19 protein-coding genes are annotated in these 20,231 nt (G+C 72.6%); 7 read left to right on the top strand and 12 right to left on the bottom strand.

The window, feature by feature from the left end; all coding sequences use genetic code 11:
• The first annotated feature begins 89 nt into the window (after positions 1–89).
• The gene (locus ACQP2P_RS05870; protein WP_433613915.1) at positions 90–752 is read left to right on the top strand and encodes an ABC transporter ATP-binding protein; all 663 of its coding nucleotides are present in this window, start codon (positions 90–92) and stop codon (positions 750–752) included.
• On the top strand, positions 749–3,079 hold the full coding sequence (locus ACQP2P_RS05865; protein WP_433613914.1) for an FtsX-like permease family protein: 2,331 nt from the start codon (positions 749–751) through the stop codon (positions 3,077–3,079). Before ACQP2P_RS05870 ends, ACQP2P_RS05865 begins: the two co-directional genes overlap by 4 nt.
• On the opposite strand, the gene surE is transcribed toward ACQP2P_RS05865, so the two are convergent.
• Positions 3,029–3,850, bottom strand: a complete 822-nt coding sequence (gene surE, locus ACQP2P_RS05860; RefSeq protein WP_433613913.1) for a 5'/3'-nucleotidase SurE — start codon at positions 3,848–3,850, stop codon at positions 3,029–3,031. The two genes, ACQP2P_RS05865 and surE, sit on opposite strands and share 51 nt — an antisense overlap.
• Positions 3,851–3,875: 25 nt before the next feature.
• Here surE and ACQP2P_RS05855 point away from each other — a divergent pair, with 25 nt between their 5' ends.
• Entirely contained in the window at positions 3,876–4,181 is a 306-nt protein-coding gene (locus tag ACQP2P_RS05855; protein ID WP_433613912.1) for a thiamine-binding protein, read from the top strand.
• 45 nt (positions 4,182–4,226) lie between these two features.
• Here the strand turns inward: ACQP2P_RS05855 and ACQP2P_RS05850 are convergent, their stop codons facing one another.
• Entirely contained in the window at positions 4,227–4,622 is a 396-nt protein-coding gene (locus ACQP2P_RS05850) for a cupin domain-containing protein (protein ID WP_433613911.1), read from the bottom strand.
• A gap of 50 nt (positions 4,623–4,672) precedes the next feature.
• Here ACQP2P_RS05850 and ACQP2P_RS05845 point away from each other — a divergent pair, with 50 nt between their 5' ends.
• On the top strand, positions 4,673–5,476 hold the full coding sequence (locus ACQP2P_RS05845) for an alpha/beta hydrolase family protein (protein ID WP_433613910.1): 804 nt from the start codon (positions 4,673–4,675) through the stop codon (positions 5,474–5,476).
• Here ACQP2P_RS05845 and ACQP2P_RS05840 read toward each other — a convergent pair.
• The 3 genes from ACQP2P_RS05840 to ACQP2P_RS05830 are packed head-to-tail and all read right to left on the bottom strand — an operon-like array spanning position 5,451 to position 9,447.
• Positions 5,451–7,328 (bottom strand): helicase-associated domain-containing protein, encoded by a 1,878-nt coding sequence (locus ACQP2P_RS05840; RefSeq protein WP_433613909.1) that lies wholly within the window; start codon positions 7,326–7,328, stop codon positions 5,451–5,453. The two genes, ACQP2P_RS05845 and ACQP2P_RS05840, sit on opposite strands and share 26 nt — an antisense overlap.
• A 40-nt stretch (positions 7,329–7,368) precedes the next feature.
• A complete protein-coding gene (locus ACQP2P_RS05835; RefSeq protein WP_433613908.1) occupies positions 7,369–7,971 on the bottom strand; it encodes a TetR/AcrR family transcriptional regulator in 603 nt (200 codons plus the stop codon).
• Between the two features lie 57 nt (positions 7,972–8,028).
• Positions 8,029–9,447 (bottom strand): MFS transporter, encoded by a 1,419-nt coding sequence (locus tag ACQP2P_RS05830; RefSeq protein WP_433613907.1) that lies wholly within the window; start codon positions 9,445–9,447, stop codon positions 8,029–8,031.
• A gap of 575 nt (positions 9,448–10,022) precedes the next feature.
• Here ACQP2P_RS05830 and ACQP2P_RS05825 point away from each other — a divergent pair.
• Positions 10,023–10,667 (top strand): LPXTG cell wall anchor domain-containing protein, encoded by a 645-nt coding sequence (locus ACQP2P_RS05825; protein ID WP_433613906.1) that lies wholly within the window; start codon positions 10,023–10,025, stop codon positions 10,665–10,667.
• A gap of 228 nt (positions 10,668–10,895) precedes the next feature.
• The gene (locus tag ACQP2P_RS05820; RefSeq protein WP_433619001.1) at positions 10,896–11,717 is read left to right on the top strand and encodes a DUF72 domain-containing protein; all 822 of its coding nucleotides are present in this window, start codon (positions 10,896–10,898) and stop codon (positions 11,715–11,717) included.
• Here the strand turns inward: ACQP2P_RS05820 and ACQP2P_RS05815 are convergent.
• The 7 genes from ACQP2P_RS05815 to ACQP2P_RS05785 all read right to left on the bottom strand — a co-directional run bounded on the left by ACQP2P_RS05815 (position 11,688) and on the right by ACQP2P_RS05785 (position 19,123).
• The gene (locus ACQP2P_RS05815; protein WP_433613905.1) at positions 11,688–12,788 is read right to left on the bottom strand and encodes a winged helix DNA-binding domain-containing protein; all 1,101 of its coding nucleotides are present in this window, start codon (positions 12,786–12,788) and stop codon (positions 11,688–11,690) included. The genes ACQP2P_RS05820 and ACQP2P_RS05815 overlap by 30 nt on opposite strands.
• 172 nt (positions 12,789–12,960) lie before the next feature.
• The gene (locus ACQP2P_RS05810; RefSeq protein ID WP_433613904.1) at positions 12,961–14,190 is read right to left on the bottom strand and encodes a glycosyl hydrolase; all 1,230 of its coding nucleotides are present in this window, start codon (positions 14,188–14,190) and stop codon (positions 12,961–12,963) included.
• A 34-nt stretch (positions 14,191–14,224) separates the two neighbouring features.
• Positions 14,225–15,013 carry a carbohydrate ABC transporter permease gene (locus tag ACQP2P_RS05805; protein WP_433619000.1) on the bottom strand — a complete coding sequence of 263 codons (789 nt, stop codon included), beginning with the start codon at positions 15,011–15,013 and terminating at the stop codon, positions 14,225–14,227.
• 95 nt (positions 15,014–15,108) lie between these two features.
• Complete coding sequence (locus ACQP2P_RS05800) at positions 15,109–16,017, bottom strand: carbohydrate ABC transporter permease (RefSeq protein WP_433613903.1); 909 nt, start codon at positions 16,015–16,017, stop codon at positions 15,109–15,111.
• Entirely contained in the window at positions 16,017–17,390 is a 1,374-nt protein-coding gene (gene ngcE, locus ACQP2P_RS05795; protein WP_433613902.1) for an N-acetylglucosamine/diacetylchitobiose ABC transporter substrate-binding protein, read from the bottom strand. The genes ACQP2P_RS05800 and ngcE overlap by 1 nt, the downstream gene beginning before the upstream one ends.
• 66 nt (positions 17,391–17,456) lie before the next feature.
• On the bottom strand, positions 17,457–18,179 hold the full coding sequence (locus ACQP2P_RS05790; RefSeq protein ID WP_433618999.1) for a sugar isomerase domain-containing protein: 723 nt from the start codon (positions 18,177–18,179) through the stop codon (positions 17,457–17,459).
• Positions 18,180–18,205: 26 nt separating this feature from the next.
• On the bottom strand, positions 18,206–19,123 hold the full coding sequence (locus ACQP2P_RS05785) for a MurR/RpiR family transcriptional regulator (protein ID WP_433613901.1): 918 nt from the start codon (positions 19,121–19,123) through the stop codon (positions 18,206–18,208).
• A gap of 93 nt (positions 19,124–19,216) precedes the next feature.
• On the opposite strand from ACQP2P_RS05785, the gene ACQP2P_RS05780 reads away from it, so the two are divergent.
• Positions 19,217–20,170: an N-acetylglucosamine kinase gene (locus tag ACQP2P_RS05780; RefSeq protein WP_433613900.1), complete on the top strand. Its 954-nt coding sequence runs from the start codon at positions 19,217–19,219 to the stop codon at positions 20,168–20,170.
• Positions 20,171–20,231 lie beyond the last annotated feature (61 nt).

The raw sequence follows: 20,231 nt of genomic DNA, 5'->3' as shown, positions 1-20,231 counted from the left end.
ACCGGCATACATCCGCAGGATGACCCCGGGCGGCGGGTTGCATCCGGCAGCGGACGTCACGGGCGGTACACCCGAAATAGCGTCGTGGCATGACGACGGTGGTGCGCCTGGACGGGGTGCGCAAGGAGTTCGGCGGCACGACCGCCCTCGACGGGGTCTCGCTCAGCGTCGAGGCCGGCGAGGCGGTCGCGGTCATGGGCCCCTCGGGCTGCGGCAAGTCGACGCTGCTGAACATGATCGCGGGGCTCGACCGGCCGACGGCGGGGCGGGTCGAGGTGCACGACGAGGACCTCGGGGCGCTGAGCGAGACGGGGCTGGCGCTGTTCCGGCGGCGCCGCATCGGCATGGTGTTCCAGTTCTTCAACCTGCTCGACGACCTCTCGGCGCTGGACAACGTGGCCCTGGCGGCGCAGCTCATGGGCATCCGCGCCGCGCAGGCCCGGCGGCGCGCGCTGGAGCTGTTCGACGAGCTCGGGATCGCCGACCGGCGCAACGCCTACCCGGCCTCGCTCAGCGGCGGCGAGCGGCAGCGGGTCGCGGTCGCCCGGGCGCTCATGAACCGCCCGGCGCTGCTGCTGGCCGACGAGCCGACGGGGGCGCTCGACAGCCGGGCCGGCGAGCAGGTGATGGACCTGCTGCTGGACCTCAACCAGATCGGGCAGACGCTGCTGCTGGTCACGCACGACACGGCGATGGCCGAGCGCTGCGCGAGCCGGGTCGTCGAGCTCGCCGACGGCAAGGTGACGGCATGAGCGCCGTGTGGCGGGCCGCGCGGGCGGCGGTGCGGCGCAGGAGGCTGCAGACCTTCGTGATCGGGCTCGTGGTGCTGTGCTCGACGGCCACGATCGTGGTCGCGCTCGGGCTGCTCGACGCGTCCACGGGCCCGTTCGACCGGGCGTTCGCGCAGCAGCGGGGGGCGCACGTCATCGCGACGTACGACACCCCGAACCCGGCGACGGGCGCCCCCGGCGTCGAGGCGGTCGCCGGCCCCTTCCCCGAGGTGGTGCTCGACGTGCCGGCCGACGGCGGCCCGATCTGGGCGAACGGGCCGCTGACCGTCGTCGGGCGCGCCGACCCGGCCGGGCCCGTGGACCGCGTCGACGTGTGGGTCGGGCGCTGGGCCACCGCCGCGAACGAGATCGTCGTCACCGCGCAGCCGCCGCCGGACCGGGCCGACGCCGAGCGCTTCGGCGGCGACATCCTCGGCAAGACCGTCTCCGTGCCCGGCCGGCCCGTCCTGACGATCGTCGGGGTGGCGTACAGCCTCGGCAACACCGCCGACGCCTGGGTCTCCCCCGCGACGATGGCCGCGCTCGGCCCGTCCGGATCGCAGGTCCTCTACCGCTTCCGGCACGCGGCCGACCGGGCCGAGGTCGACGCGGCGATCGCGTCCGTGCCGCGCGACGGGCTCACCGGGACGCAGTCGTACCTCACCCGCAAGGCCGAGGTCGCGGCCGGCCCGGGCACGATGCTGCCCTTCCTGGTCGTCTTCGGCGTGCTCGGTCTCGTGGTCGCCGTGCTGATCGTGGCCAACGTGGTCAGCGGCGCGGTCGTCTCGGGGTTCCGGCACGTCGGCGTGCTCAAGGCCATCGGCTTCACCCCGCGCCAGGTGGTGTTCGTCTACCTCGTCATGGTGTCGGTACCGTCCGTCGCCGGCGCCCTCCTCGGCACCGCGCTCGGCACCGTCGCCGCCCGGCCGCTGCTGGCCGGCGCGTTCCAGGGCCTCGGCTTCGGCGCGCGGGTCGACACCGGCCTGTGGGTGCCCCTCACCGGCGCCCTCGGCGTGCCCGTCCTGGTCGCGCTCGTCGCGCTGGTGCCGGCCCGCCGCGCCCACCGGCTCTCCGCCGCCGAGGCCATCAGCGCCGGCTCCGCCCCGAAGGCGGGCCGCGGCCTGCGGGTGCAGCGGGCGCTGTCCGGCACCCGCCTGCCCCGCGCGGTCAGCCTCGGCCTCGGCCTGCCCTTCGCCCGGCCCGGCCGCACCGCGCTCACCATGGCCGCGCTGCTGCTCGGGGTCACCACGGTCACGTTCGCCGGCGGCCTCGCCACGTCGGTGATCCGCTTCGGCGACGCCGTGGATCGCGCGGACGCGGTGCAGGCCCAGGTCCGCCCGAGCAACCCCGAGTTCGGCGGCGTCTCCACGGACAGGACCGACCCGCAGGTGGAGGCGCTGCTGCGCGGGCTGCCCGGCACCGTCTTCGTCACCGCCGACCTCACCCTGCAGCTCGCCGTCGCCGGCCACCGCGACCCCGTGAACGTGGACTTCCTGCGCGGCGACGCGAGCACGCTCGGCTACCAGGCCGAGCTCACCGAGGGCCGCTGGATGGCCGCCCCGGGCGAGGTGGTCGCCGCGTCGAAGGCCCTGCAGAACCTCGGCCTGCGCGTCGGCGACACGATCCGGCTCACCTACGACGGCCGCGAGGCCCCCGTCACGATCGTGGGCCGCACCATGGAGGCCGGCATCGCCGGCGGGGACCTCTTCGCCGACTGGTCCGTCCTCACCGCCCTCGCGCCGTCGTACCACCTCGTGAACCACGAGGTCATGTACTCCGTACGCGTGCAGCCCGGGACGAGCGTGGAGTCGTACCTCGCCGCCGTGCGCGCCGCCGACCCCGGCCTCGACGCCTGGTCCGCCGTCAGCGGTCTCGGCAACACCTACACGGTCTCGGTGGTCACCATCTCGGTCGTGTTCTCACTGATGATCGGTACCGTGGCCGCGCTGAGCGTCTTCAACACGGTGCTGCTCAACGTCCGCGAACGCCGCCGGGACCTCGGCACGCTCAAGTCGATCGGCATGACGCCCCGGCAGGTGGTGGCCATGATGGTCACGTCGATGGCGGTGCTGGGCCTGCTCGTCGCGGTCGCGGGCATCCCGGTCGGCATCGCCGCGCACCGCCTGATCCTGCCGATGGTGGGCCGGACGGCGAAGATCGACCTCCCGGCGGCCATGTTCCACGTCTGGAACCCGGGGGCGCTGGCCCTCATGGCCCTGGCCGGCGTGGCGATCGCGGTCCTCGGCGCGCTGCTGCCGTCACGCACCGCCGCGCGGCTGCCCATCGCCGAGGTCCTGCGCAACGAGTAGACCGTCGCCCACCAGGAGCGGATCGGGGTCCTCCGAGGGCGGCCGCAGGGCGGTCACGGTCGCGTACCCCTCGGCCAGCAGCGCCAGATCGCTGCCGGGCGGCGCCGGCTCCTCGCGGACCTCGACGATGATCCGCGCGAAGTCCTGCGCCGCTTCCGCCACCGCCATCCGGACCTGCCCGAACGGCGCCGGGGCCGCGCGCCGCAGCCCCTTCATCGCCGGCAGCGGCAGGTTCGGCGCGTTGAGGTTCAGCACCGTGGCGGCGGGGGCGGCCGCCAGCCGTGGCAGCAGCCGCGCGGCGAGCGCCCCGGCCGTCGGCCAGTGCTGCTCGACCACCGGCACCGCCCTCTGCTCGTGGGGCAGCGCCGTGGGCACGTCGAGGGAGACCGCGAGCGCGCGGATGCCCTCGTTCGCGGCCGTGAGCGCGGCGCCGACGGTGCCGGAGTGCAGGATCGCGTGGCCGACGTTGGCGCCCTGGTTGATGCCGCTGAGCAGGATGTCGGGGGCCGGGCCGAAGACGCCGAGGGCCGCGAGCACCGCGATGTACGCGGGCGAGGCGGCCACCGCGAACGCCGCGATCCCGCCGAACTCGACCGGCTCGAGGACGAGCCGCCCCTGCTCGGTGACGGCGGTGAGCGCCGCCCCGGCCCCGCTGAACTCGGTCTGCGGCGCCGCGACGGTGACGTGGTGCCCGTCGCGCGCGACGGCCTCGGCCAGCACCCTGATCCCGGGCGCCCCGATGCCGTCGTCGTTGGTGATCAGCAGTCGCACGGTTGCCCAGGTTAGCGTCGAGGGCATGTCTGTGCTTGTCGCGTTCAGTGTCACGCCGCTCGGGCTCGGGGAGGACGTGGGTGCGCTCGTCGCCGAGGCGGTGCGGGTGGTCCGGGCCTCGGGGCTGCCGAACCGGACGGATGCCATGTTCACCACGGTCGAGGGCTCGACGTGGGAGGAGGTGATGGCGGTCGTGCAGGCGGCGGTGGCGGTCGTGCAGGCCGCGGCCCCACGCACCAGCACCGTGATCAAGGTCGACTGGCGCGACGGCCCGGTGGGCCGCCTCGAGTCGAAGGTCGCCACGGTGGAGCAGCACCTGGCCGCGGGCTAGACGCCGGGGAGGCGCCCAGCCCCGCGGTGGTGCCGGGCCGGCGGATCAGCCCAATTCGTGCCCGGCGGTGCTGTCGACGTGCGCGGGGATCTCGCCCACGGCGGCGTCGCCGGTCGTGAGGGTGCCGGTCGGCTCGAACATGAGGATGGAGCCGCCCGGCGACGAGGGCTTGTGCTCGGTACCGCGCGGCACGACATACGTGTCGCCCGGATGCAGCACGACGGTGTGCTCGTGGCCGTCCGCCTCGCGGATGGCGATGTCGAACCGCCCGTCGAGCACGAGGAAGAACTCGTCGGTGTCGGTGTGGGTGTGCCACACGTGCTCGCCGCGCGTGTGGGCGACCCGGACGTCGTAGTCGTTCGTCCGCGCGACGATCCGCGGGCTGTAGACCTCGGTGAACGACTGGAGCGCCTCGGTCAGGTTCACTGGCTTCGCGGTCATGCTTGGCATTCTCCTCCCCTGCACCCCCGGGCGCCTTGTACAACTTGCACGTGGATGATCGCTGGCTGACCGACCCCGACCCGGCCCTGCTCCCCCGCGCCCGCACGCCCGAGGTGCGCTTCGACAGCGCCGGAGTGCCGCTGCTGGGGGTGCTGCACCTCCCCGCCGGCCCCGGGCCGCACCCGGTCGTCGTGGTGCTGCACGGCTTCCCCGGCAACGAGCGCAACTTCGACCTCGCCCAGGCGCTGCGGCGGGCCGGCTACGCCGCGCTGGTCGTGCACTACCGCGGCTCGTGGGGCGTCGGCGGCGCGTACTGCTGGTCCAACGTGCTCGCCGACGCCGCCCGCACGGCCGCCGCCGCGCCCGGGCTCGACCCGTCGCTGGACCCCGGTCGCGTCGCGGTGGTCGGGCACAGCGTCGGCGGCTTCGCGGCCCTGCACACGGCGGCCGGCGACCCGTCGGTGCGCGCGGTCGCCGCCCTGGCCGCCTACGACCTCGGGGCCGTCTCCCAGGCGCCCGAAGGTGTACTGGAGCAGGCCCGCGCCATGTTCGCCGAGGACCCGCTGCCGTTGCGGGGCACCAGCGGCGACGCGTTGTTCGAGGAGATGCGCGCCAACGGCCCGTCGTGGCGCCTGGCGAGCCTCGCGCCCCGGCTCGCGGGCCGCCCGGTGCTGCTCGTCGCGGCCGAGCACGACACGGTCGCGCCCCCCGCCCTGCACCACGACCCGCTGGTGCGCGCCTACACCGGCCTCGAGCGCTGCGAGACGGTGCTGCTGCCCTCCGACCACGCCTTCTCGGACCGGCGCGTCGCCCTGACCCGGGCGGTGATCAGCTTTCTGGATCGGTCCCTCTAGCGCGGTGCCGGGCCGGGCGCTCGAAGGCGATGGTGCCGTCGGCGTGCTCGGCCGCCGGCACGTAGCCGGCCTGGCGCAGGGCGGCCAGGGTCTCCGCGGGGCCCAGGGCGCTCGACAGCACGGTCGGGGCCAGCTCGGCCAGCTCCAGCCGCGCCAGGCTGCGCACGCGCATGATCTCGCCCAGCAGCGCGGTGTCGTCGCTGCGCAGCACGCAGCCGACCGTGCGCACCCGCACGTTGCCGTGCCGGCGGCCGAGGTCGGCGACCAGGTACTCCAGCGGCTGCGGCACCCGCCCGCCGGCCGCCGCCGCGCGGATGCGCGCGATGAGCTCGTCGGCGCCGGTGCCGGCGTCGAACGCGCGGCGCACCGAGGCCTCCGTGAACCGCCAGGTGGAGCCGCCGCCGCGGGACTCGCGCTCGGCGGCCAGGTCGAGCAGGGCGCTCAGCGACGCCGACGGGGTGCCGGTGGCGATCGCGGTCAGGTCGCTCTGCAGCAGTACCGTCTCCTCGGCCGCCGGCAGGAAGTCGCGCAGGACCGCGGCCAGCCGCTCGCCGTCGCCGGACGCGAGCGCGTGCCCGAGCGACGTCGGGGCGTAGTGCGCGCCCACGCCCATGAGCTCGCATTCGCGCCAGAGGGCGGCGGCCAGCGGTACGACCTCATCGGCATCGCCGGCGACCAGCGGCCGCAGGTAGGCCAGCATCGCGGCCAGCCCGTCCAGCCCGGCCGCCCCGCGCCCGGGCGGCAGGGAGGCGAGGACGGCGGCGAGGGTCACCCGCAGCACGGCGCTGCTCTCGTCGTGCTCGCTGCCGACCAGCGCGGGGCGCCCGTCGAGCAGCAGCGGCGCGGCCCGCATCGGCATCCAGCCCTCCAGCAGCCAGGCGAAGCGCTCGGCCGGGTCGAGCTTGAGCCAGGCGTCGAACTCGGCCGACGGCGCGACCCGGTCGCCGGCGACGCCGATCAGCCCGTTCATGCCGGCGACGGTGAGCCAGAACCGCACGCCCTCCTCGTCGGAGTCGATGAGCCGGGCGAGCTTGCGTACCTCGCGCAGCCCGATCCCGCCCGCCTTGAGGATCGGCACCGGGGTCCGGCCGCACTCCTCCAGCAGCGTGACGACGGACGCGAGCGCCGCCCCGGCCGCGGCCGCCCCGGACCGGTCGACGGCCTCGGGGCTGACCGCGACCGACGCCGGCGCGGGCGGGGTGGTGTCGAAGTCCGCCCGGAACCCGGGGCGCAGCGCGGCCCCGACCTCGCTGGGCATGGACAGGGCGGCGCCGTAGTACCCGTTGAGGACGAGCAGTCCCCGGTCGACCGCGAAGCGCAGCGGGGTGCCCCGGCGGTTGGTGCGCAGCGCGAGCAGGGCGTGCGGGTCGGCGTAGAACGGCTCCCCGGTCGCGAGGTCGCGCAGGATCTCCTGGGCCGCCTTCGGGGCGAGCCGGAACTGCTCGCGCACGAAGTCCGGGTCGGCGAGCGCGGCGCCGACGGCCCGGACGAGCCGCGCGTGGTCGCGGTCGCCGAGGCCGCCCGGCACGCCGAGCTCGTGGGCGATGCGCTGCAGGTGTTCCAGGGGGAGGTACGTCATCTCGTGCGCGGCGGCCCGCCCGAACCCGTAGCTGTTGGCGAGCACCTTGTGCAGCTCGACGGTGCGGATCCACTCGCCGTCCGGCCACGCGAGCCCGCTGTCGCGCAGGGCGTGCAGCGCGGCCTCGAGCCGCGGGTCGTCGGGCTCGACGCCCAGCGCCCGCGCCAGATCGCGGCGCCGCGTGCCCTCGGCCCGCAGGGACAGGACCTCGGCCACCTGGAGCTGCGGGAGGGTGAGCAGCGACGCGTGCTGCAGGATCTGCGCCGTCTCCACCGGCGCGATCCTATTCCGGCCCGCCCGGCCTGCATCCATCTCAATGCTTGTCGCGAGCGTCCAGCATGTCCCTGATCTGTCTGGCGTCCGGAGCTGGATTGACGCTGGGGAACGGAGATGCGCGTAGTCCCGCCAGGTGGATGTCGAGGAAGCGCTCCCAGGCGTCGGGGGCAACCGAGCCGCTCACGGCGACGACACCGCGCACTCCCCAGATCAGCATCTGGAGGTCGGCCTTCGTGGTGCTGTCGTTGATCAGGCGATGCGTCTTCGCCTGGGTCAGGAGTTGGTCGAACAGGCTGTCGAGCTGCTCGCCCACGCCCGGGCCTCGGGCACTGATGAACCTGTCGGAGTAGCCGAGGTGTTCGATCAGAGATCTGCTGAGCCGGCGGAGGAAGTCCTCCAGACCTGTTCCGTCTCCACGTGCGAGGGCCTGCTGCGCGGCGGCGACGAGGCCCTCGTACATCGTGTTCACGAGGTGGTCGAGCAGGAGGTCCTTGTTCGGGAAGTGGCGGTACACGGTGCCGACGCCGACGCCGGCGCGGCTGGCGACAGCGTCCATGCCCACATCGGTGCCCAGCTCCGAAAACACCTCATGGGCGCTTCTGAGGATCAGCTCCTGGTTTCGGGCCGCGTCTCGGCGCACCAGAACTCCTCTCCCGGCGCGCCCGTTCCGCCGGCACGCGTTGCCAGTTCGCCCTGCTCAGCCGGCGACGCGAGCGGAGCCACCCGGTGCGTGGCGGGGGGTGGCTTCAGGGATGAGCAGCGCAGCCACGGCGGCCAGCACCAGGACGACCGCCATCGCGGCGAAGCCGAGTGTATAGCCGGACTTCTCGGGCAGGCCGTCCGGCATCAGCTGCGAGGTCACGACGCTCGCCATCAGCGCCGCGCCGATCGAGCCGCCGATCGTTCGGATGTTGGCGTTCATGCCGCTGGCGACGCCGGTCTGCGACGGTGGGACGGCAGCGACGACGAGACCGGATATCGCCGCGAAGACGAGTCCGAGTCCGACGCCGATGAGGGCTGAGGACAGGTAGATCTGCCAGGTGTGCTCGTGTGCGACGGCGAGCAGTGCCATGGAGGCGCCACCGATGAGGCAGCCGAGGACGACGATGCGCTTGGCGCCGATGATCGAAGCAAGGCGACCGGCGAACGCGCCGGACGCGAACATGGTGATCGACGCCGGCAGGAGCAGCAGACCGGATTCGGCGATGCTGGCGCCGAAGCCGTAGCCGGTGGAGGGAGGGGTCTGGACGAATTGCGGCAGGAAGGCAAAGACCGCGTACATCGCGGCACCGGTGAGCAGGGCGACCAGATTGCCGGTCCATACCGAATGCAGGCGCAACATCTGCAGGTCGATCAGGGGGGTCGCGGCGCGTCGCTCGGCGGCGATCCACGCCCCGCCCACCGCGAGCGCCCCGACCAGCAGGCCGATGACAGATGGTGAGGCCCAGCCCCACGCGGGCGCTTGGTTCATCGCCAGCAGCAGGCACACCAGCCAGGCCGAAAGCAGCACCGCGGGCAGCCAGCTCACCGTTGCGCCACTTCGTGCCGGCGACGGCGGCACCAGGAAGTGAGCCGCAGCGGCGGCCGCGATCGTCGCGATCATGGGCAGCCAGAAGAGCCAGCGGTAGCCCAGGTAGTCGACGATGGGGCCGGCCAGGACGATGCCGAGGCCCCCGCCGACCGCGCTCAGTGAGGCGATCAGCCCGACGGCACCGGCCACCCTGTCCTCGGGGAACTCGTCACGGACGATGCCGAAGGCCAGCGGAAGAGCGCCCCCGCCGACACCTTGGATGACCCGAGCAATGATCATCACCGTGATGTTCGTGGCCGTCGCTGCCAGCAGCGACCCCACGGACAGCGCCAGGAGCGTGCAGACCAGAACGCCTCTCTTGCCCACCAGGTCACCGACACGGCCCATGATCGGCGTGAAGACCGAGGCCGACAGCAGGTACGCGGTCAGGACCCAGGTGACGTTGCCCTGGGTGGTGTGCAGGACCGTCACCATCGTCGCGAGGACGGGGGTCAGCAGGGACTGCATCAGGGTGAAGACGACGACCGATGCCGCCAGGACGGCGTAGGTCGCGTTGAGCGGGATACGACGGGTCCGGGGGTCCAAGGGAGTCTCGACCTTCTAGGGGCACGTTCGGTTTGCGCCATCGACTCTACAGGAACCGGAAGAAGAATTCCGCTTCCGTTTTTCGCCTGCGGCTACCCCACGGGTATGGAACCGATCCCGGCGGCGGGCCGCGGCCGCCGGTCGCGGGGCCAGGCGGACCTCCTCCCGCAGTTCGGTGAGGATCCGCTCGGTGACACTCCGCCGGCTCCACCGCTGGAAGTGGGAGCCCACAGTCCGCCCCGGACGTGACCCCGCGCGCACCCGACGGCATCGAAGCCGCCGCATACCCCGAACCGCGACTCGGTGGCGAGCGCATCGAGATCCGTCGCGGGATACACCTAGCGTTCAGCCACCATTACGCAGTGACACTGCGGTCGCCAGCTGGGCGTTTGCCCTTATGTTGTAACGGGTGCACCGCATCGAGTGATTAAGAGGGTCATAGATCTTCATTATTTTTTTGCAGAATCCGGACAAACCCGGACCACTCGCAGATTTCTATGTCCTTACGACTGTCGCCGACGGGCCGCGTCGCACTATGTTGTGTCGTCGCTAAGTTCTGCCCCGTAGGAGACGACGTGAAAAACTCGCTGTTCAGGAAGGCTGCCGTCGGCACTTTCGCCGCGGCCGCCGCCGTCGGCCTATCGACCCTCTTCGCTACCCCGGCCAGCGCCCACAGCGCGGGTCCGGTTGGCAAGGCGGAGTGCGGTGTCAACGGCACGTATACGGTGACCTGGACGGTCAGCAACGACTACAACAAGACCGTTGATCTGACCAACATCAAGATCAACGAGACGGGTGAGACCCACACCGCCATCAGCCTGACGGAGAAGGGCAAGCCCGGCAGCAGCAGCTCGTTCACCACCACGTACGCCGGCACCACCAGCAAGAGCCTCACCCTGAGCGTCGACGCCCGCTGGTCGGACGGTTACACCAAGTCCTTCACGAGCCGGCCCGTGCAGCTCAAGGGCGACTGCAAGACGACGGAGCACACGCCGTCGCCGTCGCCCTCGAAGTCGCCGTCGAAGTCCCCGTCGCCGACGCCCGAGACGTCGAAGTCCGTCACCCCGCCGCCGTCGGTGTCGCCGAGCCCGAGCCTGCCGGTCACCGGCTCCTCGAGCACGCTGCCGATGGTCGGCACGGGTGCGGCCCTGATCGCGGGCGGTGCGGGCCTGGTCTTCGCCATCCGCCGCCGTCGCAACGTGACGTTCACGGCCGAGTAGGACAGCTCGTCGCGAGGCGCCCGCCGGGTTTTTCCGGCGGGCGCCTCGTCATGTGCCGCGGGCCTGCTCCAGCAGCGTCTCGCCGACCAGCTCCAGGGGTTCGAGGCTGCGGCCGGCCCGGGTTCGCCGCCCTGCTGACCTGAGGTTTCCGCGCGACCGGCCGGATCGCTTACCGTGTTCGGCGTGACCGTGCCCATGTTGCCGCCCGCGTTGCACGTCGGCTGCGCCATGTGGAGCCTCAAGTCGTGGCAGGGGCGGTTCGTCGAGCACCCGCTGCCGGCCGCCGAGCGGCTGCGGGCCTATGCGGGCTGGTGCAACGCCGTCGAGGGCAACACCACGTTCTACGCGACCCCGACCCGCGAGACGGTGCGGACCTGGGCCGGGCAGACCGGCCCCGAGTTCCGCATGGTGCTCAAGCTGCCCCGCCCCGTCACGCACGAGCACCGCCTGACGGGCGCGGACGAGCAGCTGCGCGGCTTCCTCGACGCGATCGAGCCGCTCGGGGCGCGGGTGCACGCACTGTGGGTACAACTTCCGGCGTCCTTCGGCCCGTCGGACGTGCCGCTGCTGGCGGCGTTCCTGCGCCGGCTCCCGTCCGGGTATCGCTGCGCCGTCGAGGTCCGGCATCCCGCGTTCTTCGCCGGGGCGGCGACTCAGCTCGAGGACGTGCTCGTCGCGGCCGGGGCCGAGTGGGTGCCGTTCGACACCACGGCGTTCTTCGCCGCGGCGCCGACGAGCGACGCCGAGCGCGACGCCTGGCTGAAGAAGCCGCGGCTGCCCCGGCGGACGGCGGCGCTCACGTCGTGGCCGATCGTGCGGTACCTGGGCCGCGACGATCGGCAGCAGACCGTCGACGGCTGGCGGGGCTGGGCCCGCCAGGCGGCCGCGTGGCTGCGCGAGGGCCGCTCCCCGACGTTCTTCATCCACACGCCGGACAACGCGGACGCGCCGCAGCTGGCCCGCGACTTCCACGCCGCCGTCGCGGCACTGCTTCCGGGCCTGCCCCCGCTGCCGGAGCCGCTACCGGTCGGCCCTCTGACCCTCTTCTAACGTCACGGTCGTACCGTCCGGAAGCATGAGAAACTCGAGCAGCCTCGCCGCCTCGGCGCGGACCGCCGCGGGGTCGAGCAGTGGCCGGAACGGTTGCACGGCCAGGGTTTCGCCGCGGACCTCCCACGTGCCGGCGACGAACCCGTCCTCGAGGAACGTGGGGCGCACGACGGAGTACCCCGGGCAGATCACGGCCCGGTCGGCGGCGCTCGCGACGATCCGGCCCCGGTCCTCGTGACTGAGCACGAGGTTGTCGAACTCGGGCAGGAACCGCACGGGCGCCGGCTCGTCGGCGTCGGCGAGCTCGGCGTCGGGCAGGTCGAACAGCTCCCGCCCGTCGTCGGCGAGGTACACGCGCAGCGAGCGGCGCATCCCCTCGATGTCGTCGCGGACCCGCCGGAGCCCGGACCAGTTCTGGAAGTCGGCCACGGTGGCGGGCCCGCACCCCTTGAGGTACCGCCGGAACAGCTCCCGCACCCGCCCGTCCCGCGCGTCCTGCAGCGGCGCGCCGATCCACTCCTCGGCGAGCGCGACGTGCACGTGCCCGCGCCGCCGCCACATGCCGGTGGGCGGCGGGTGGACGATCGCGAGCTGGTGCTGCGCGGCCCAGGCGAGCGCCATGGTCTCCCGCCCCGGGTACCGTTCCACGAGCGCCTTGGCGAGCTGCGGCCGGGTCATGCTCCGCCCGCCGAGCACCTCCCGCGCGGCGGCGGCGAGCTCGGCGAGCTCGATCCCGTCGAGCTGCCGCCGGAACGCCGAGAGCCCGGTGTTGCCCATGCCGCGCGAGATCAACGGCCGGAGCCAGAGGTAGTCGGCGGCGGCGACGATGTGCTGCGTGCCGCGGAGCAGCCCACCCCGCACGACGCTCTTGCCGGACAACGCGTCCTGCAGGTCGGCGTGCGCGAAGCCCCTCGTACGCGCCCACATCCCCACATAAGGCGCGTCAATGTCCTGGGCCTGCACCGCGACGAGATGCGCGACGACTTCGGCGACGGTTCGTGGCCCGTCGTCCTCGGTCAGCAGCTGCCGCCGCAGGTAGGTCCGGTTGAGCGCCCGCAATGAGATCCGCACACGCAGGAGGCTAGGGCGCGATGCGGCCGGCTTCTGACCGCATCGCGCGCGAGATGCAGCCGCCGGCCCCGTCGCGGCGGGCAGCCTCGCCCAGCGACAGCGGTGTGACCGGACGGAAGAGGGCCGGCGCCCCAGGAAAGGGGCGCCGGCCCGGGAAGCACGAAGAGCCTGCTCAGCAGTGGCCGAGGTCTTCCCAGTTGGCGGTCCAGCCGGGCTCCGAGCCCTGCGTCCACCACTTCGCGCGCCACAGGTGCTTGCCCTGGCCCGAAGCCGGGCCGTTCGGGTCGCCGTTGGCGCTCTTCTCGTGCTTGACCGTCTGGCCGGCCGTGTACGTCCCGCTGATCGTCCACTCAGGAGCGGACGCGCAGTTGGTGGCCGGCGGGGTGGAGGTCGACGGCGACGGTGACGCCGACGGGGACTTCGACGGCGAGGCCGACGAAGACGGAGTCGCGGAGCCGGTCGGCGTCACGCACGGGCCGGACGAGTCCACCGTGTCGGTGAACGCGTTGCCCGCGCCGCGGTAGGCGGCCGCCTGTGCCGTCGCCTGGCTCGGGGTGAGGACCTGGTTCTTCGCGTAGAGCACCCAGTCGACCTGCTGGATGTAGGTCGAGAGGCCGCCGGAGTGGGCCGCGGTGTCGATGAACCACAGGTTCCAGTTGATGGTCATCGTCTGGCGCGGGTAGAACTTGCCGGAGTGGTCGCCGACCTGCTGGCCGTCGATGTAATAGATGACGTGCCCGCCGGAGACGGTGATCACGAGGTCGTGCCAGCCGTCGAAGCTCTTGCGCTCCTCCGAGTGCACGTTGTCGGCGTACCACGGGTCGTTGCGGTACGTGTACCAGGTGGTCTGGTAGTTGATCGGGCCGGTCTCGCCCCAGCCGCCGTTGGGCAGGTACTCCGAGAAGTCCAGCTCGCTGTAGGTGGGGTCGAGGTCGCCGTTGAGCGGGCTGATGGTGAAGAACGTCTCGTTGATGTGGTCGCCGTCGTTGCCGCTCGCCGGCGTGTCGGTGAAGCGGATGCGCGAGGCATAGGTGCCCTCGAGGTAGCGCTTCTGGCTGGTGTAGAGCTCGGCCTGGTTGGTGCCCCCGCCGGTGCCGTCCGTCGACGCGGTGAGCTGCATGACCTTCTGGCCGCCGTTGGTCGGGAAGGTGATGCTGCTGGCCGACCAGGTCGCGCCGGGCACGCCGGGGCCACCGGAGTAGGTGCGCGGCACCCACCCGTGGGCGGTCAGCGACGCGTCCGAGGACGAGCTGTAGTTGAAGTCGTCGAACAGGTAGCCGCAGTTGTTCGCGGCGGCACTGGCGGTGCCGACGGTCGCCGCGGTGATCGCGAACGCTCCGACGGCGCCGGCCAACGCGATGCCGGACGCGATCGCGATAGATCGACGTTTACCGATGGACATGGATAGGGTCCTCCCCACACACAGTCACGGGTGCTTACTTGACCGCGCCGGCGGTCATTCCGGCGCGGATGTGCCGTTGGAACGCGACGTAGGCGATGAGCACCGGCAGCATGGCGATCGTCAGGCCGGCGAACAGTCCGCTCCAGTCGCTGCGGTAGCCCTGGCTGACCGACAGGGAGGCCAATCCCTGCGCCAGGACGTACCGGTCCGGGTCGGGGTTGAGAACCAGCGGCAGCAGGTACTGGTTCCAGAGCCCGAGGAAATTGAAGATGCCGACGGCGACCAGGCCCGGCCGGGCCATCGGCAGCATCACGCGGAAGAACACCCCCGCGTGCGAGCAGCCGTCCATGAACGCGGCCTCGGCGACCTCGCCCGGCAGCGTGCGGAAGAACGCGTGCAGGAAGAAGACGGTGAACGGCACCGCGTAGGCCGCGTAGACCAGGATCAGCCCCTGGTAGGTGCCGAGCAGGTGCAGCTGCTGCACGACGAAGAACAGCGGCACGAGCGCGAGGAACACGGGGAAGAACATGGCCGCGACGAACGTGTAGTAGACGAGGCGGTTGCCCCGGAACTCGTACCGCGCCAGGGCGTAGGCCACCAGCGCGCCCAGCAGCATCGTCAGCAGCAGCGCGCCGCCCACGACGATGACGCTGTTGAGGAAGTACCGCCCGATGTCGGCCTGGTTCCAGGCGCGCGACCAGTTCTCGAAGTGCGGACGCGACGGCACCGACCACGGGTCGTTCAGGATGTCGTTGTCCGTCTTGAAGGAGCTCATCACCGCCCACAGCAGCGGCAGCGCGGTCACCACGCCCCAGCACAGCATCGCGATGTGCGCCAGCACGGCCCCGGCCCCGGCTCGGGGACGAGCGGGGCGCGGCGGCGCGGAGACCGCGGCCGTGCGCTCCAACGTTGCCAGGCTCATGCCAGCTCGACCCTTTCCTTGCGGCCCGCGCGCAGGGCGAGCACCGCCAGCGTCAGCGTCGCGAAGAACAGCGCGACCCCCATCGCCGAGGCGTAGCCGAACTTGCCGTACGTGAAGGCGTTGCGGTACAGCGACAGCCCGATCACCTCCGTGGCCCCGTCCGGCCCGCCCGGCCCCACCGTCATGACCTGCACGACGGCGAACCCGTCGAGGGCCGCGATGCCGAGATAGACGAACGCGACCTGCACGGTGTCGCGCACGAGGGGCAGCGTCACCTTGCGAAACGTCGCCCAACCACTCGCCCCGTCGAGCAGGGCGGCCTCGAAGAGCTCCTTCGGGATCGAGTCGATCGCCGCGCTGAACAGCACCATGTAGAACCCGGCCGACGACCAGACCAGCACGGCCATCACGGCCGGCAGCGCCAGGTTCGGCTCGGCCAGCCAGCTGCGCGCCGCCGAGCCGAGTCCGGCCGCCCGCAGCGCCCCGTTGAGCAGGCCGTTGTTCGGGTTGTAGATGAACTGCCACAGCACGGCGACGATGACCAGCGACAGCAGCTGGGGGAAGAAGTACACGATCTGGTAGACGCGGGTGCCCGCGATCCCCCGGCGCCCGTCGCGCCCGCCGAGGTGCAGCATGCTCGCCAGGAACAGCCCGAGCCCGATGGTCACGACGGGCACCACGACGAGCATGATCGCGTTGTTGCGCACCGCGTCGAGAAACAGGGAGTCGCCGCCGAGGCGGGCGTAGTTGCCCGCCCCGACGAAGTGCGCCTCGCCGGCCACGCCGGTCCAGTCGGTGAGCGAGAGGTAGAACGCCTGCGCGTACGGGGACAGCACGAACAGCACGTGCAGCACCAGCGCGGGCCCGAGCGCACCGAGGAGGAACCGGAGCCGACCGTGTTTCATCAGCGGGTGTACTTCTTGACGCCGGAGTCCTTCGCGAGCGCGTCGGCGGCCTTCTGGACCCGCTGCGCCCACTCGGCGGCGGTGGCGCGCTTGTTGACCAGCTCGCCGGTCGCGTCGTCGACGGCCTTGGCCAGCGGGGCGTACCAGGTGCGGAACCGGAAGCTGAACGCCTCCTTGCCCGCCGCCGTGATCGCGTCCCGCGTCGAGCCGAGCCCGCTGCTCAGGGTCAGCCCGTCGGTCGCCCCGGCCACGGCCGGCAGCGTGCCCGCCGACTGCGCGAAGCTCTTGGCCGACTGCTTGGAGAACAGGATTCGCAGGTACTCCAGCCCGCCGGCGACGTTCTTGGCCTTCGACGGCACGATGTAGGACTCGGAGCTCGCCGCCTGCACCGCGGCCCCGCCCATCTTGTCGCTGCCCGTGCGGGACGGCACCGGGCCCATCACCATGTCGAAACCGTTGGGGGCGACGCCCTTCTGCTCGCTCTCCAGCCAGGAGCCGCAGGGGATGAACGCGGCCTTGCCCTGGCACCAGGCGGCCTGCGCCTCGGTGTGGGACAGGGCCTCGGAGCCGCTCATGATGTACCCCTTGGCGGCCAGCTCCGCGAACGCCTCCGCGGCGGCCTTGAGCCCGTCGGCCTTCCACGCGTTCGGCTCGAGGTTGTCGACGCTGGAGAGCAGCGCCTCCCCGCCGATCTTGGCCGCCATGGTGAGCAGCGGGTCGTTGATGTACTCCGGGTACTTGCCCTGGTAGGTCCAGGGCGCGATGCCGGCCGCCTTGATCGTGGCGCACAGGGCGAGCATCTCGTCCCACGTCTTCGGATACGCCCAGCCCTTGCTCGCGAAGAGCGGCTTGGAGTACCACAGGCCCCACACGGTGTAGGTGAAGTTCAGCGTGAGGACCTGCTTGTCGAAGGTGCCGTCGTCGACGACGCCGGGCAGCAGCGTGTCGCGCACCTTGGTGTTCGGGTCGTCGAACGACGGGGCGTCGAGCAGCTCGGTGAGCTCCGACAGCTGCTTGGCCGAGACGAGCGTGGCCAGGTCGAGCCGGCCGGCGCCGGTGTTGTCGACGACGTCCGGCGGGGTGTTGGCCACGAACCGGGGCTGCAGCGCCTCGCCGACCTTCTGGATGCCCTTGTGGTCGATGGTCGCCTTGGCGTGCTTGCCCTTGTAGAGGTCCTCGGCGTGCTTGGCGTAGTCGTCGCCGTAGCCGCCCTTGAAGATGACGACCTCGAGCGGGGCGTCGTCCTTGACCCCGAGCGGGTTGTCGGCGCTCTTGTCGCCCGCGCCGGCCGCGGGCTTGTCGTCGTTGCTCCCGCTGGTGACACAGGCGCTGAGCAGGGGCGCGGCGATGGCGACGCCGGCGGCGCCCTTCAAGATCGAACGACGACTGGGATACGGTGGGGTGGAAGGTGAGGGGTTCATGGAAGGCTCGCTCTCCTTTTATGCGGTACGCCGGATGCGCCCGGCGTACCGCGCCTCAAGTGCTGCGTTGTGCTCCCGCCCGCCCGGCACGTTGTCGGACAGGTAGACCGGCGGCGTGACGCCGGCGGCCAGCAGGCGCGCCACCACTTCGATGACGATCTGCTGGGCCAGCAGGGCCGCCGTGATCGAGGAGACCGCGCCGACGGCACCGCCGCCGGGCAGCGGCAGCGACGCGTCGCCGTAGGGGGCCCCGTTGTCGAGGACCACGTCGGCGAGGTCGCCGAGCTTCAGGCCGCTCTCGTGCCGCGAGTCCACCCGGGCGGAGTGTTCGAGCGACGTGATCGCGATGAGCGCGTGCCCCCGCTGCTTGACCAGCTGCGCCATCTCCACGACGGCGCCGTTGACGCCGGAGTTGGAGGCGATGACGAACGTGTCGTCGGGCTTGACGGGGGCGAGGTCGTAGAGGCGGTGGGCGACGGCGGGGGTGCGCTCGAGCTGGGGGTCGGCCAGCGCGCTGAGCGGGTCGCCGCCGTAGAGCACGATGTCGCGCAGGGCGATGCGGCTGGTGGGCACGAGGCCGCCGGCCCGGCCCGCGATCTCCATGGCGAGCGCCTCGGAGTGCCCGCAGCCGAACGCCTGGATCACCCCGCCGGCCCGGACCGTCGCGGTCATCAGGTCGGCGGCGTGCGCCACCTTGTCGCCCTGGGTTGTCCCGACGCGGTCGATCGCGGCGCGGATCACCTCGACGTAGTCGGCACTTCTGATGGTCACAGCGGCTTGTCCCTCCGTGGTCGCTTGCGGGTGGTGGTCGTGTCGGGCAGCCGGTGCGCGTCGACGGCGCGCACGGTGAGCTCGAGGGCCTCGGCGGTGCGCTCGTAGGTGCGCTGCGCCACCGCGACGTAGATGAGGTCCAGGACCAGCAGCTGCGAGTGCAGCGCGGAGAGGGCCGCGACCCGGAAGGTGGTCTCGTGGACCGAGGTGGTGAACACGACGTCGGCCACCTCGGCCAGCGGGGAGCGCCCGAAGGACGTCACCGCGACCGTCGTCGCCCCGTGGTCGGCGGCCTCGGCGAGGGTCTCGATGACCTCGCGGGTGCGGCCGGAGTGCGACAGCCCGATCGCGACGTCGCCCGGCCCGAGCAGCGCCGCGTTCGTGAGCGCGGTGTGGCTGTCGGAGCGGTACCAGACCGGGATCCGGATGCGTTCGAGCCGGAAGGCCATCTCCCGGCCGGCGGTACCGCTGGAGCCGAACCCGATGATCTCGACGCGCCCGGCCCCGGCGATGGCCTCCGCGACCCGCTCGACCGCGGCGACGTCCAGCCCGGCGGCGGTCGCCTGGATCGCCCGGGTGTCCGCGGCGGTGATCACCCCGAGAACGTCGCCGAGCGGGTCGTCCGGCGCGATGTCGCCGCTGATGTCGGTCTCCCAGCGCGCCTGCTCCGCCCGCCCGGTCTCGGTCGCGATCGCCACCCGCAGGTTCGCGTAGCCCTTGAAGCCGAGCGTCCGGCTGAACCGCGTGACGGTCGCCGTCGAGGTGCCCGAGCGCTCGGCGAGGTCGACGATGCTCGCGTGGGCCGCCGTCTCGGGATCGCCGAGGATCGTCTCGGCGATCTTCGCCAGGGCCTCCGGCATCGTCGGCCCCTCGATACGCAGCCGCCCGAGCAGCCCGCCACTCTCACCCGTCACCGGTCATCCTTTTCATCGTTCCGCCTTGGCGATGAAAATTACGACCACTTCAACTTCTAGTCAACAAGCATTTTCTATGTTTCCATCGATGCCATGGCAGTCGTGGCCCGGTCCGTGGTGGTCGGCGTGGACGCGGGCGGGACGGCGTCGAAGGCGGTGGTCGTCGACGAGACGGGCGCCGTGCTCGGGCGCGGGTCCGCCGGTCCCGGCAACCCGGCCGCCGGCGGCCCGGCGGCCGCGCGCGCCATCGGGTCGGCGCTGCGGGCCGCGCTCGGGCCGGCCCCGGCGACGGTGACCTCTGGGGTGGTCGGCGTCGCCGGGGCCAGCGCCCTGGCCGATCCCGCGATCGCGGCCGCCTTCGCGGCGGAGTGGGAGGCGCTGGGCCTGCGCTGCCCGATGAGGATCGCGGGCGACGCGGTCACGGCCTTCGCCGCGGGCGGGGACTGGGCCTCGGGCGCGGTGCTCATCGCCGGGACGGGCGCGGTCGCCGCGCTGGTCGAGGGGTTCGAGATCACGCGCGTCGCCGACGGGCTGGGCTGGCTGCTCGGCGACGAGGGCTCGGGGATGTGGCTGGGGCTGCGGGCGGTACGGCTGGCGGCGCGTCGATGGCGGGCACCGCTCGCGCGCCGGGTGGCCGCGCACGCCGGGGCCGCGACCGCGGACGACCTCGTGTACTGGGCCCAGGCGCTGCCCCCGTTCGGCGCTCTCGCGCCGGTGGTGTGCGAGCTCGCCGACGCCGGCGACCCGGACGCCTCCGCGATCACGACCGAGGCCGCGCGGCGGCTGGTCGCCACCCTCGACGAGCTGGAGGCGCCGGGCGCCCCGGTGGTGCTGGCCGGCGGCCTGCTCGTCGCCGACACCCCGGTGCGCCGCGGCGTGCTGGCGCGGCTGGCCGCGCGCGGCGCCACGGTGGGCACCGCGCACGACCCCGCGCTCGGCGCGGCCCGGCTCGCGCTCAGGAGCACGGCGCAGGCGACGACGAACGCCGCGTTCGACACCGCCTTCAGGGGCTCGGCCCACAGGCCCGGGCCGAGGCGCTCGCAGTAGTCCACGCGGCCGACGCCAACCGCCCGAGTTGCCGGGCGGGCGAGCGGGTAGCGTCGGGATC

The sequence above is a fragment of the Dactylosporangium sp. CA-139114 genome (assembly GCF_050955725.1).
GTDB lineage: Bacteria > Actinomycetota > Actinomycetes > Mycobacteriales > Micromonosporaceae > Dactylosporangium.
The sequence above is the reverse complement of the archived record's forward strand: the minus strand, read 5'-3'. Positions and strand labels throughout refer to the sequence as shown.

Coding starts and splice junctions, on each gene's coding strand:
- ACQP2P_RS05870 (WP_433613915.1), top strand. CDS start 90: ATGACGACGGTGGTGCGCCTGGACGGGGTGCGCAAGGAGTTCGGCGGC.
- ACQP2P_RS05865 (WP_433613914.1), top strand. CDS start 749: ATGAGCGCCGTGTGGCGGGCCGCGCGGGCGGCGGTGCGGCGCAGGAGG.
- ACQP2P_RS05855 (WP_433613912.1), top strand. CDS start 3,876: ATGTCTGTGCTTGTCGCGTTCAGTGTCACGCCGCTCGGGCTCGGGGAG.
- ACQP2P_RS05850 (WP_433613911.1), bottom strand. CDS start 4,622: ATGACCGCGAAGCCAGTGAACCTGACCGAGGCGCTCCAGTCGTTCACC.
- ACQP2P_RS05820 (WP_433619001.1), top strand. CDS start 10,896: ATGTGGAGCCTCAAGTCGTGGCAGGGGCGGTTCGTCGAGCACCCGCTG.
- ACQP2P_RS05810 (WP_433613904.1), bottom strand. CDS start 14,190: ATGTCCATCGGTAAACGTCGATCTATCGCGATCGCGTCCGGCATCGCG.
- ACQP2P_RS05805 (WP_433619000.1), bottom strand. CDS start 15,013: ATGCTGTGCTGGGGCGTGGTGACCGCGCTGCCGCTGCTGTGGGCGGTG.
- ACQP2P_RS05800 (WP_433613903.1), bottom strand. CDS start 16,017: ATGAAACACGGTCGGCTCCGGTTCCTCCTCGGTGCGCTCGGGCCCGCG.
- ACQP2P_RS05780 (WP_433613900.1), top strand. CDS start 19,217: ATGGCAGTCGTGGCCCGGTCCGTGGTGGTCGGCGTGGACGCGGGCGGG.